Genomic DNA, 12,654 nt, shown 5'->3' with positions numbered 1-12,654 from the left:
ACCGCCGACAAGGGGTGAGAGGCGGTCGAGCTTTCGGCGCGCGGTGGGAGCGCCGCCGCTGCTGCTCGACGTGATGCCGGACAAGGTCGCCAGGGTCCAGCCGTGTGCCCCGACCTCCGATCGGAACTAATATCCCTTCGTGTCGGTGACTGAGAGTCGTACCGTGCCGACCGAGAAGATCACCACACAGATCACCGCGAAGTAGACCAGCGATCCGTTCTGCCCGCCGAACAGGCTCTCGATCGTTGCCAGCTGCCCCACTCCCAACTCGCCGTTCTTGAACGGCGACAGTTGTTGAAGGGTGACACCCAGGTCCCCGGGCACGAAGGTTACGAACACCTCCACCCCGAACTTCCACAGCAGCACGATCATGACCACCAACCCCGGCTTCGGAACCAGTGCCGCCACTCCCAATCCGAGCGCTGTGATCAGCAGTGTGTAGATCGGAACCCCGATCAACAGCTGAATCCCGTCGCCCGAGAACACTTCGACCCGGCCCCAGATCTCCGGGAACAGCTGCGGAAAGGCCCACAGGATAAGGAACGTGACCACCAGGGCGGCAAGGCCGGCGATCACGCCGAAGACCACGAGTTTCGCGATGGGCAGGAGCCAGCGGCGGGTCTGGATTCCGAAGACCGTTTCGACCGTGTTGTCCTTGAATTCCGCGCACAGCGAGGACACCCCACCCGCCATGAGGATGAAGGACGAGAAGACGAGAATCCAGTAGGCGGCGTTGTTGGTGTCCATCCCGCCGGCGCCGTTGAGTTTGTTCGCTTCGGTGGCTTTCGCGATTCCGAAGTTGAGGCCCAGCGGAATCAGGATGGCGAGGGGGACGATGGCGTACCAGACCGAGCTGCGCCGGGAGAGTTTGGCGATTTCACTGCGGACCGCGCGGACGAGGTAGGTGGCGATCATTACTTCGCACCTCCGGCCGCGACGTATTCGACGCTGTTCTCGGTGATCTCGATGTACGCCGATTCCAGTGGGCGTGGTCCCGACCCTGCCGCCACCAGTTCGTCCTTACTCGTATCGGACAGGAGTTTGCCTTTGCCCATGATGACCACGCGGGTACCGGTGATCTCGACTTCGGTGAGGTTGTGGGAGGCCACCAGCAGGCATTTTCCTTCGGCAGCCAGGCCGAGGAGGAGTTCGCGGAGCCAGATGATGCCTTCGATGTCCAGGCCGTTGGCCGGTTCGTCGAGGACCAGGGTTTTCGGGTCGCCCAGCAGGGCGGAGGCGATGCCGAGGCGCTGGAGCATGCCGTAGGAGAATTTGCCGACCGATCGTTTCGCGACCGGGGCGAGGCCGACTCGGTCGAGTACCGGCGCGATATCCGATTTCGGCAGGCCGCCCAGCCTTGCCTGCCACAGCAGATGTTGTTCGGCGGTATGCCCGGGATTGCGGGCGAAAGCGCCCAGGCCGAAACCGATCTCGTTGATCGTGCTGCGGAAATCTCGAAGTCCGCTGCCGTTGACCGAGATCGTGCCGGAGCTGGTGTGGGCCAGGCCGGCGATCATGCGCATCATCGTGGTTTTCCCGGCACCGTTCGGTCCGAGCAGATAGGTTATCGAGCCCTGCTCGGCCTCGAAGGTGACGTCGTCGACGGCGAGTTTCTCACCGAAGCGTTTGGAAACGCCACGAACGCTGATCATATGAATTCCTGGTGACTGGTACCGGTCCGGCCGGGAACGGAGGTCCCGGTGGCTGTTTCGGAAATGCGGGCGCACGCCCGAGCGGAGCGACGCCCCGGGCCGAATGGTCTCGGGGGTCGCTCCGGCAGGTGTGGCCGGGATCAGTAGCCGAAGGTGGGGTTACCCTGGCATTCCATTTCCTGGCAGGTGGCCTTCCAGTCGAACTTCCACAGGCCGCCTTCGCGGATGTAGTGGTAGAGGGTGCTCTGCGCGGGGAAACCGGCCATCACGCCGTGCACGGTGACCGTCATGGTGTTACCGGAGACATCGACCGGGGCGATGGCGCGGCCCTGGATGGAGAAGAAATCCATGGTCTTGCTGGTTTCCATGATCCGCTCGAGGGCGGGGCGGGCCGAGGGGCCGTTGTAGGTCACCTCGATCTTGGGATCCATACCGATATTCGGGTTCCAGAACGCGGCGAATTGCCTTTCGATCTGCGCCAGGGTCGGCACCTCGTCGCGGACGTAGAGATCCGATGCCTGGGAGGACCGGATGGAGAAATCGGCCGACGCTGGTTGCGTCAGGCCGAATCCCATGAGCGCGGTGAGAATACAGACAGCGGCGATTCTGATGAATCTGGACATGACGGCCCCTTCTAAGACCAACCTGCGAACCGATGCGCCGGAGGCGGTGTTCGCGGTATCGCATACCTCGTCCGCCGGCGCTGCCCGAGTGGGCGAACGCAGCGCGAAACACACTCGGACAATGCGAAACGCTAGCGGCGGATCTTAGGTTAGTCAATCCTAAGTTTTGGATCGGGGGCCGGGGTCACACCACCACCGGGAGGGTCCGGTGACCGTTGGTGACGAGGCTGGGGACATTGGCGAGGGCCGCGGGATCATCGGTGACCAGTCGCATCTCCGGGAACCTGCTGAAGAGGGCGGGCAGCGCGACCGTCGCTTCGAGCCGGGCCAGGGGAGCGCCGAGGCAGTGGTGCACGCCGTGGCCGAAGGCCATGTGGTCCTTGGCAGGCCGCGACGGGTCGAAGGAATCGGGGTGTCGGGGGTGGACCTTGGGGTCGCGGCCCGCGCCGGCGAGCCCGGCCAGGATCGCGTCGCCCGCGGCGATGCGGTGGCCGCCGGGCAGGTCGATGTCCTCGAGGGCGAAGCGCATCGGCATATGGGCGATCGGGGGTTCCCAGCGCAGGGTCTCCTCGATGATGTCGGACCAGTCGAGCCGGCCGGTGAGCGCGGCGGTGCGGTGCTCCGGGTGGGTGAGCAGGGCATGCACGGCGTGATCGAGGAGGTTGGCGGTGGTTTCGTGGCCGGCGACGATAATGAGCAGGAGGGTGTCGCCCAGTTCCTGTTCGCTGAGTTTCGAACCGTCCTCGTCGTGGGTGGTCATGAGCACGGTGGTCAGGTCGTCGCCGGGGTTGCGGCGCTTGTAGTCCAGGAGTTCGTGCAGGGTGGTGTAGAGGCCGGCGAAATTGGCCTGGGCCTGTTCGGGAGTGAGGGTGGTGTCGAGGGTGCCGCCGGCGTAGGTGCGCAGGGCGGTGGACAGTTCGGCGGGTACGCCCATCAATTCGCCGATCACCCCGATCGGGAGGGCGCAGGCGAAACGGTCCCGCAGATCGACGGGTTCATCGGCCGGGGTAGTGGCGATCTCGTCGAGCAGTTCGGCGGTGATCGCCTCGATCCGGGGACGCAGGGCCTGCGTCCGGCGGTGGGTGAACGCGGGGGCCACCAGTTTCCGCAGCCGCCGGTGGTCGTCGCCGTAGGCGGTGAGCAGGTTGGAGACGGCCACCCACGGCCACATCACCCAGTCCTGCGGGACCTCTCCGGTGTGCATGGCGGGCCAGTGCCGGTTGGCGTCCTTGGAGACGCGGGGATCGGTGCACAGTTTCTCGAGCAACTCGGCATCGATCACCGACCACGCGGGCACGCCGCCGGGAAGTTCGATCACGGCGAGCGGGCCGCGCGCGCGGATGCGGTGGATCTCGGTGTGGAAGTCCGCGCCGGCGGGGTCGAGCACGAGCGGTTCGGTCTGCGACTGTTCCTGAGTCATCGGGTTGCTCCTGTCATCGGGTCAAGGGCGCATCGGGGTCAAGGGCGCGGACGGGGGAAATCGGACGGGTAGCGCGCTGAGGGCGCGATGGAACAGGCCGGGACGCCACTCGAGCTGATCGGTGGGGATCGCGAGCTCGATCTCCGGCAGGGCGTCGAGTAGTTGATCGACCGCCTCGCCGGCGATGATGCGGGCGATATCCTCGGCCATACAGGCGTGCGTGCCCTGTCCCCAGGCGAGATGGGACCGGTTGCCGATACGTTCGCCGCCACCGATTCTCGGATCGGTGTTGCAGGCGGCGATGCTGATCACCACCGGCTGGTCGGCGGGCAGCCAGGTATTGCCGACGAGGATCGGCTGGCGTGGATAAGAGGTGCAGAAGTTCGGTAGCGGCGGGTCGGTGAAAAGCACCTCGTCGATGGCGTCGCGGGTCGACAGCGAACCGCCGAGCATATGACTGCCGAACCGATCGTCGATGAGCATGAGTCGCAGCGTGGTGGTGATCAGCGAGGTGGTCGGCTCGGTACCGGCGGCGTACACCAGGGCCGCCTGCTGCACCATCTCCATATCGTCGAGCCGGGATTCGTGCTGCATCATCCGAGAGGTCACATCCCGGGCCGGGCAGGCACGCTTCTGTCCGACCACCTCCATCAGGGCTCCGGCGAAACGCGTATTGCCCGCGGCGGCGCTCTCGGCGGAGGTGGCGTCCAGGATCGCCGCCATACCCTCGAACGCCGTACGCCCGGTCTCCGGTGAGAGGCCCATCAACTCGGTCAGGGTGGCGAAGGTGAGCGGAAACGCGTACTGCGTGCGCAGATCCGCCGCACCGGCTTCGCAGAAATCGTTGATCAACGGGATCGCCAGGCGCTCGATGGTGGCGCGCAGCAGATGCTGATCCACCGACTCGAGGCCCGCGACGATGGGCGGCCGCAGGCGGGCGTGCTCCTCACCGGCCGAGCGCAGGGCGTTGGGTCGGTACTCCATCATCGGCAGGAGCGGGCAATCCGGTGGGACCGTTTCCTGCCAGCGGCGGGGGTCGGCGGGGAAATGGTCCGGGTCGTGCAGGATCCTCAGGGCGTGGCGATATCCGACGACCAGTGTCGCGGGCACGTCCGGCGCCAGATCCACCGGGACCAGCGGCCCGAACCGGCGCCGCATCTCGCGATACGCGGCGGCGGGGTCGGCAGCGAACTCGGGTGTGTACAACGGCACGCGCTCCCCGCCGAGGGCGAGGGGAGACCCCTGCAGGGCCGGGTGTGTGGACGACGTCGTCATTGGTCACGTACTCCAGAGCGGATCGATGGTTCGGTCGAATGCCCGGTGCACGGCGCCACCCCGCGCGACGGCAGCACGAACACGGCTGCGGGCGCCCAGGACGCGGTTCATCGTGCGGTGTTCCCGACCGGAACGATTACCGGGCTGTCCAGATGATGGCGGTTCGTCGGCGACGAAACCGCCATGTATCAAGCGAAGATCGGGCCGGTGCACCGCCGGCGGCGGGGTCGCCGGCCGTCGATAATCGAGGGCGGCCCGGCCGGGACGGCGGAGTTCGCCGGATCGTGGCGGCCGAGCGCGTACGGCGGATCGGATGGTGTGCGGTGTACGCACCCCGGAGGGTATTCGGGGCCGCTGTCACCCGATGGGCACAATCGGCGCGCCGACGGGCGTGCGTCACTCGGGAATCGGGATATCGGACGCAGGGGGCGTGCTCGTCGAGGACGCCGGCGCGGCTGCCCAGAAGCGGAATCGGCGGAGTGGCCGGACCGGGCGAAGGCGGTGGCGCGGCACGACCCGGCACAACGAATCCCTCCCGCTTCGTCGAATGACTTTCGTCGTGAATTGTAGTTCAGCACTTCGGAATACGTGCGGCGAGCGAGGTGCCGCAGGTCATCGGACCCGGCGGCGAGGTGACGCGGTCCCGTTTCGAATCGTCCGGATAGCGTGCGCGTCCGGCGACTCGTTGGCGACGGGAAGGTGCCGTCGATGGCCACCCGGCCGCTCCTGCTTCGCAGGCTGCCCTGCAACCCTCATCGGGAACGGCCGGGTGGCGCGCCGTGCGGCTGGACGGGCCGCACGGCGGGTCTTCAGGGTCGGATCGGTATCAACGACCAGCTTTCAGGTAGTTGCGCCACCCGCCGTATTCGGTGATATCTGTGGCGGCGCGGGCGGATTCGTAGTCGCAGGCGAAACCGGTGACCCACTGCCCGGAATCCAGTTCGACCTTGCCGAGGGTCATCGGCGCCGGCAGATTGCTCAGGAATGTGCCGAGGGCGGCGGGGGAGAGCCGGTACAGCTCGCCGGGTAGCGAACTGCCGGAACCGGCGCCCACGCGGAGCATGCCGGGTTTCGGTGGGGTGGCGGTCAGCGCGACCATGCGGTACGCCGCCGAGGTGGTGACCTCGCCGAGGAATCGCGCTTCGGCCTGCTCCAATTGGTGGTGCAGCGGGAGGCCGCGCAGGTGGGCACCGACGACCAGGAGGTCGGTGCCGGTATCGGTGAGCAGCGGTGCGGGAGCGTCCAGCAGCCGGGCGGCCAGGTCGATACCCACCTGGTCGGCGAACGCGGGGGTCACCAGCATGACGCCGAACGGGTCACCCGTCGCGGTCTCCGCGCCCGGTACCGCGACAGCGGCCAGATCCAGGAGGTTGCAGAAATTGGTGAAGGTACCCATGCGGGTGTTGATCGTGATCGGTTCGGCGGTCACCGCGTCGATGGTGGGGTGTTCGGTCGTGGTGGGGAGCAACAGGGCCGGGTACTGGTCGAACAGACGGCGTGCGGCGGCCGCGGCCCGGGCGAGCCGGCCGAGGTCGGTGACGTACTCGTGGGCGGCGGGACGTGCCGCGCCCGCGACGATCTTCGCGACGACCGGGTCGGCGCCTTCGGGCTCGCCGCTGAGGAATTCGCCCATCGCGGCATAGCGCTGCGCGACGATGGCACCGTCGTAGAGAAGTACGGCGGCATCGAGCAGTTCGCCGATATCCACTGTCGCTACCTCGCCGCCGCCCGCCTTCCAGCGGGTGATCGTCGCGTCGAAGGCCGCCCGGTAGGCGGGGGCCAGGGCGGTGAGATTGTGGTCGGCGGGTATCGCGAGGGTGGTGCGGGCGGGCGCGCCCAGGGGTGTGTCGGCGGGCCAGGGACGGGAGCGGGGGTCGGCGGGGTCGGGGCCGATCATGGCGGCGGTCACCGCGGTGGCGAGGGTGAGGTCGCGGGCGAAAACGGTGACCACGTCGTAGTCCGGGCAGGCGGGGACGACACCGCTGGTGGGTACGAGTCCGAGGGTCGGTTTGACGCCCACTATGCCGTTGAGCGCGGCCGGGACGCGGCCGGAGCCCGCGGTATCGGTGCCCAGTGCCGCGTCGACCATGCCGAGCGCGACGGCGACGGCCGAACCGGAGCTGCTGCCGCCGGAGACCCGGTCGGGGAACAGGGCGTTGCGGACCGCGCCGTAGGGGCTGCGAGTGCCGACGAGGCCGGTGGCGAACTGGTCCAGGTTGGTCTTGCCGAGCACCAGCGCACCCTGCTCGATCAGGCGGGCCACAGCGGGAGCAGTGCGCTCTGGCGTTCGTTCGAATCCGGGGCAGGCGCAGGTGGTCGGGATATCGGCGACGTCGATATTGTCCTTCACGGCGATCAGCAGCCCCGCCAGTGGCAACTGCTCACCTTCGGTGAGCCGGGACTCCAGCGCGGCGGCCTCGGCCAGTACCTCGGCCTCGGCGCGCAGGGTGATCCAGATCTCGGGCCGGTCGTGTGCACGGATGGTCCGGTAGGCGCGGGCCACCTTCTCGGTGGGGGCGACCGGGGTCTGGGTCGCCGGTGCCTCTAGCGGTAGTTGCTCCACGGTCAAGCCGCTCCTTCGGTTTCGACGGCGACCAGAGGTGCGCCGGTGGTGACTTGATCGCCCGCCGCGACGGTGATCGTATGAACGGTGCCCGCGACCTCCGCGACCACCGGCAGCTCCATCTTCATCGCCTCGAGCACGAGCAGGGTGGCACCGGCCTCGACGTGATCGCCCTCGGCGACCTCGACCCGCCAGACATTGGCCATCATGGGCGCCGCGACGATATGGGCGCCTGCGGGCAGGTCGAGCTCCGCGGTGGGTTCGGGTTCGGCGGCGAGATCGGCCGGGGCGTCGAATTCACCGCTCGCCTCCCAGCGCTGCCGCTCGGCGGCGAACGCGGCCTGCCGATGCTCCTCGGTGACGGCGATATCGGCAGAGTTCTCGTTCAGGAACGCGAGATGTTCGGCCATGGCGAATTCGCCTGCACTCGTGCGCATTTCGTAACGGCCCGCCGCCATATCGGCGCGCAGGCCGAGCAGTTCCCCGGCCGAGACCGGATACCAGCTGATGCGGTCGAAGAACCGGAACAGCCACGGTTTGCCGGATTCGAACGGTGCGCGCTGCCGGTAACCCGACCAGATCGGAACGGTGCGGCCCACGAGCTGATAGCCGCCGGGGGATTCCATTCCGTAGACGCAGAGGTACTTACCGCCGATACCCACCGCGTCGGAGGGGGTCCAGGTGCGGGCGGGGTTGTACTTGGTGGTCACCAGGCGGTGGCGGGGGTCGAGCGGGACGGCCAGTGGTGCCCCGAGGTACACATCACCGAGACCGAGCACCATGTACTGGGCGTCGAAGACGATATCGCGCACCTCGTCGATACTGTCCAGACCGTTGATCCGGCGGATGAACTCGATATTCGACGGCAACCAGGGGGCCTCGGAGCGGACGCCGTGGCCGTAGCGTTCGATGGCCGCCACGATGGTCGGGTCGTCGAAGGACAGCGGTAGTTCGATATGGCGGCTCGGGACACGCAGGTCGGCGGTATCGGGGATATCGTCCTCGAGTTCGCCGAGCAGGCGGACCACGGTGCGCTGGTCGATGACACCGGGGTCGAAGTGCAGGTGCAGGGAGCGCACCCCGGGGGTGATATCGATCAGGCCGGGGATGGAGGCCTGTTCGAGGCGTTCGCTCAGGGCGTGGACCCGCATCCGCAGACCCAGATCGAGTTCCATCGGGCCGTATTCGATCAGTACGTTGTCGTCGCCGCCGCGCAGGTATTTCACCTCCGGGGTGCCGGTACCGGCGTCACGGCGGCCCAGCACACCGTTGTCCTCTTCTCTGGACCCGAGGAGTTCGGGGGTGGGCAGGCTCCGGCCGCGCAGAGCGGGCGAGGCGCGGAACGCGCCCGTCCGTTCGTCGGCGATCGGGACGAAACGCACCTGGTCGCCGGGGCGCATCTGGCCGAGTTTCCAGCGGTGCGCGGAGATCACGGTGAGGGGGCAGGCGAAACCGCCCAGGCTGGGGCCGTCGGGACCCAGCAGGATCGGGGTGTCGCCGGAGAGATTGAGCGCGCCGACGCTGTAGGGGCAGTCGTGCAGGTTGGACGGGTGCAGTCCGGCGTCGCCGCCGTCGGTGCGCGACCAGGTCGGTTTGGGGCCGGCCAGGCGCAAACCGGTGCGGTTGGCGTGGGCCTGTACCTGCCAGGTGGCGTCGTAGAACTGGGCGATATCGGCGGGGGTGAAATAGTCGGGGGCGGGCTGGGGGCCCTCGCCGACACCGACGTACCAGGTGTGGCCGAATTCGGGTCGTTCGCCGACCGGAATGGGCGCGGGGTCGAGCAGACCACCGGCGTCGGGTTTGATGCCGAGGATATCGCCTCCTGCGACGGCGCGGCCGGTGATACCGCCGAAACCGCCCAGGGTGAAAGTGGCCGCGCTGCCGTGGTAATCGGGGGCGAGGATGCCGCCGCGGACGGCGAGGTAGGTGCGCAGACCGGTGTCGTGCGGGGCGCCGATATCGAGGACCGAACCGGCGGGGACGGTGACCGGCTCCCACATCGGGACCGGCCTGTCGTCCACCGTGACGGGGGCTGCGGCGCCGGTCACGCAGATGACAGTGGTATCGGTGACGCGGATCCGCGGACCCAGCAGCGTGGCCTCGAGACCGTTCTCGCCGAGCGAGTTCCCGACGGCGTGGTTGGCGAGCTGGAAGGACAGATCGTCGAACGCGCCCGACGGCGGGATACCGACACTCCAGAGTCCGAGACGGCCCGGGAAGTCCTGGATGGTGGTGGAAACCCCGGCGCGCAGCACTTCCAGGCGCGGACGGATGGTGGCCAGGCTGCCGAGGGTGGCGGTGGTGTGCCGGGCATCGAGCATGGGGGAACTCGTGGCGGCGGCGCGTAATTGGGGCAGGTTGGTGGTGATACCGAACATGCGCGTCTCGTCGAGGGCCGCGCGCAGCCGGTGCAGGGCCTCGGGGCGGCTCTTCCCGGAGGTGATGATCTTGGCGATCAGCGGGTCGTAGTACGGGCTGATCTCGGTACCGGTTTCGACCCAGGTCTCGACCCGCGCCGTCGCGGTGGGGATCTCGACACCGGTGAGGGTGCCCGCGCCGGGACGGTAGTCGTTACCCGGGTCCTCGGCGTAGACGCGGGCCTCCACGGCATATCCGGTGATCGGTGGCCCGGCGTCGGGGATCGCGTCGAGGAATGCGGAATCCCCGCCCGCCAGGCGCAGCATCCACTCCACCAGGTCGACGCCGGTGACGGCTTCGGTGACCGGATGTTCCACCTGGAGCCGGGTGTTCACCTCCAGGAACGACGCCTCGCCGCGGTCGACGTCGTAGATGAACTCGACCGTTCCGGCCGAGCGATAGCCGACATCGCCGAGCAGTCTGCGGCTCGATTCGAGGAGCCGTTCGCTCACGGTGTAGGGGAGACCGGGAGCGGGTGCCTCCTCGATGACCTTCTGGTTGCGCCGTTGCAGACTGCAATCGCGGGTCCCCAGCGATACGGCGCGCCCGCGACCGTCGCCGAAGATCTGCACCTCCACGTGGCGAGCCCGGGCCACGAACCGCTCCAGGTACACGGCCGAGGAACCGAAGTTGTTCTGCGCCAGCCGGATCACCCGCTGGTAGGCCGCTGTGAGCTCCTCGGGAGTCGCACACGCGGCCATCCCGATACCGCCGCCGCCTCCGGCTGCCTTGAGCATCACCGGGTATCCGATGCGGTCGGCCTCGGCGCGGGCTTCGTCGAGATCGGTGAGCAGACCGCTACCGGCGACCAGCGGGACACCCGCAGCCGCGGCGGCCTCGCGGGCGCTGTGCTTATCGCCGAAGAGCCGCAGATGTTCGGCGGCCGGACCCACGAACGCGATACCGGCGGCCTCGACCTCGGCGGCGAAACCGGCATTCTCGGAAAGGAATCCGTATCCGGGATGAATGGCGGTCGCGCCGGTGGACAGCGCCGCCTCGATCACCGCGTCCGCCCGCAGATACGACTCGGCGGCCGGGGCGGGACCGAGTCGGACCGCGCGATCGGCCATCCGCACATGCCGTGCCCCCTCGTCGGCGTCGGAGAACACCGCGACCGTATCGATCCCCAGCTGCCCGGCGGTGCGCAGGATGCGGCAGGCGATCTCACCGCGGTTGGCGATCAGCAGACATTCGGGCAGCGGCGTATGCAGCGGCGTATACAACTGCGGGGCGGTCTCGGTCACGGTCGATCCTCTCGGCGTGGACAGTGCGGCTACCGGAGTAGCCGGGGAGTTTCAGGTCTTGGTCGCGCGGGCCATGCGGGTCAGCTGGAGCACCTGACCGGCGCGGTCGGCCACCACGCGGCGGGATTGGTCGATATGGGCGAGGAGCTGTTCTCGGGCGCCGGTGAGATCGCGGTCGAGGACGGCCTCGCCGATGACGATGTGCTCCTCGATGGTCGCGAGCATGCGGTCGGGGGTCAGGTAATCGAACATCCGGACCGGGCGGATCCGGGCGTTCACAGTGCGCAGGGCGTCGGTGAGAGCGCGATTGCCGGAGGAATCGAGCAGGACGGTGTGGAACTGTTCGTCGGCGTCGACGAAACCGGCGTCCGGGTCCGGGGGCGCGGTGCGGAACGCGCGCCAGCGGTCGATCTCGGGTCCGAGAACGGCACGGTCGTGGCCCAGTTCCGGATCGTCGAGGACGCGGGCGATGCCCTGAACTTCCAGGGTGATCCGCAGCTCGTAGTAGTCGCCCAGGGTGTCCAGGCGCGGGCGGTAGGGGAACAGTCCGGCGTCGTGGCGTTCGACCAGACCGTCGGCCTGCAGCCGGGCCAGCGCCTCGCGTACCGGGGTGCGCGAGACGCCGTAGCGTTCGGCCAGCCGTTCCTCGCCGAGCCGCTCCTCCGGCGCGAGCGCGCCGGCCATGAGTTCGTCGCGCAGCGCCTTGTACACAGTGTCGCTGCGTGATTCGCGTTTGCTTCGAGGTTCTGTCACGACGCGCAGCCTAGAGAGTCATGGCGGCGCGAACGGTTTCGACAGCCCCGGCTCCGCCTTCCCCGGTAGAAGTGACCCGCCCGCTCTCCAGCACGTAGTACCGGCTCGCGGCCCGGAGGGCGAAACCGATGTGCTGTTCCACCAGCAGCACTCCGAGCCCGCCACGCTGCACCAGGCCGGTGATGGTGTTCTCGATCTCGGCGACCACCGACGGCTGGATACCCTCGGTGGGTTCGTCGAGGATCAGCATGCGTGGTTCGGTGATGAGTGCGCGGGCGATGGCCAATTGCTGGCGTTGTCCACCCGAGAGCAGCCCCGCCCGGCGGTCGAGCAGATCCTTCAGCGCGGGGAACAGGTCCAGTTGTTCGTCGATCAGCGCCGATCCGCGTTTGCGGCCGTCGGCCACCACCCGCAGGTTCTCGGCGGTGGTGAGATGACCGAAGCACTGCTGTCCCTGCGGAACATAGGCCAGCCCGCGCTTCACCCGGGCGCTCGGTCGCAGTGCGGTGATATCGGCGCCGTCGAAACGGATCTTGCCCCGGTCGGCGCGCACCAGTCCGACGGCCGCGCGCAGCAGCGTGGTCTTCCCGGCACCGTTGTGGCCCATGATCGCGGCCACGCCGTCGGCGGGTACCTCGATCCCGATCCCGTGTACGACCTCGGTGCGGCCGTAACCCGCGTGGACGTCGATGAGTTCCAGCATCGC

Annotated in this window: 9 protein-coding genes; all 9 read right to left on the bottom strand. The window is 68.2% G+C overall.

Annotated features, from left to right (window positions below; translation table 11 throughout):
- Positions 1 to 126 precede the first annotated feature (126 nt).
- The 9 genes from IEY68_RS04585 to urtE all read right to left on the bottom strand — a co-directional run bounded on the left by IEY68_RS04585 (position 127) and on the right by urtE (position 12,651).
- Positions 127 to 915: an ABC transporter permease gene (locus IEY68_RS04585; protein ID WP_062995609.1), complete on the bottom strand. Its 789-nt coding sequence runs from the start codon at positions 913 to 915 to the stop codon at positions 127 to 129.
- Positions 915 to 1,652: an ABC transporter ATP-binding protein gene (locus IEY68_RS04580; protein ID WP_062995607.1), complete on the bottom strand. Its 738-nt coding sequence runs from the start codon at positions 1,650 to 1,652 to the stop codon at positions 915 to 917. The genes IEY68_RS04585 and IEY68_RS04580 overlap by 1 nt, the downstream gene beginning before the upstream one ends.
- A 140-nt stretch (positions 1,653 to 1,792) precedes the next feature.
- Positions 1,793 to 2,275 carry an MTB12 C-terminal domain-containing protein gene (locus IEY68_RS04575; RefSeq protein WP_062995605.1) on the bottom strand — a complete coding sequence of 161 codons (483 nt, stop codon included), beginning with the start codon at positions 2,273 to 2,275 and terminating at the stop codon, positions 1,793 to 1,795.
- A 184-nt stretch (positions 2,276 to 2,459) separates the two neighbouring features.
- The gene (locus IEY68_RS04570) at positions 2,460 to 3,695 is read right to left on the bottom strand and encodes a cytochrome P450 family protein (RefSeq protein WP_062995603.1); all 1,236 of its coding nucleotides are present in this window, start codon (positions 3,693 to 3,695) and stop codon (positions 2,460 to 2,462) included.
- A 21-nt stretch (positions 3,696 to 3,716) separates the two neighbouring features.
- On the bottom strand, positions 3,717 to 4,970 hold the full coding sequence (locus IEY68_RS04565) for a cytochrome P450 family protein (RefSeq protein WP_062995601.1): 1,254 nt from the start codon (positions 4,968 to 4,970) through the stop codon (positions 3,717 to 3,719).
- An 826-nt stretch (positions 4,971 to 5,796) separates the two neighbouring features.
- Positions 5,797 to 7,533, bottom strand: a complete 1,737-nt coding sequence (gene atzF / locus IEY68_RS04560; RefSeq protein ID WP_062995597.1) for an allophanate hydrolase — start codon at positions 7,531 to 7,533, stop codon at positions 5,797 to 5,799.
- Positions 7,534 to 7,535: 2 nt separating this feature from the next.
- Positions 7,536 to 11,195 carry an urea carboxylase gene (gene uca / locus IEY68_RS04555; protein WP_229718589.1) on the bottom strand — a complete coding sequence of 1,220 codons (3,660 nt, stop codon included), beginning with the start codon at positions 11,193 to 11,195 and terminating at the stop codon, positions 7,536 to 7,538.
- A 51-nt stretch (positions 11,196 to 11,246) separates the two neighbouring features.
- Positions 11,247 to 11,948 (bottom strand): GntR family transcriptional regulator, encoded by a 702-nt coding sequence (locus IEY68_RS04550; protein ID WP_268241616.1) that lies wholly within the window; start codon positions 11,946 to 11,948, stop codon positions 11,247 to 11,249.
- Between the two features lie 10 nt (positions 11,949 to 11,958).
- Entirely contained in the window at positions 11,959 to 12,651 is a 693-nt protein-coding gene (urtE, locus tag IEY68_RS04545; protein ID WP_062995653.1) for an urea ABC transporter ATP-binding subunit UrtE, read from the bottom strand.
- Positions 12,652 to 12,654 lie beyond the last annotated feature (3 nt).

This window comes from Nocardia jinanensis, assembly GCF_014645735.1.
In the GTDB taxonomy this organism is placed as follows: domain Bacteria; phylum Actinomycetota; class Actinomycetes; order Mycobacteriales; family Mycobacteriaceae; genus Nocardia; species Nocardia jinanensis.
Note: the sequence above shows the minus strand (reverse complement) of the source record. Positions and strands in the feature narration are given on the sequence as shown.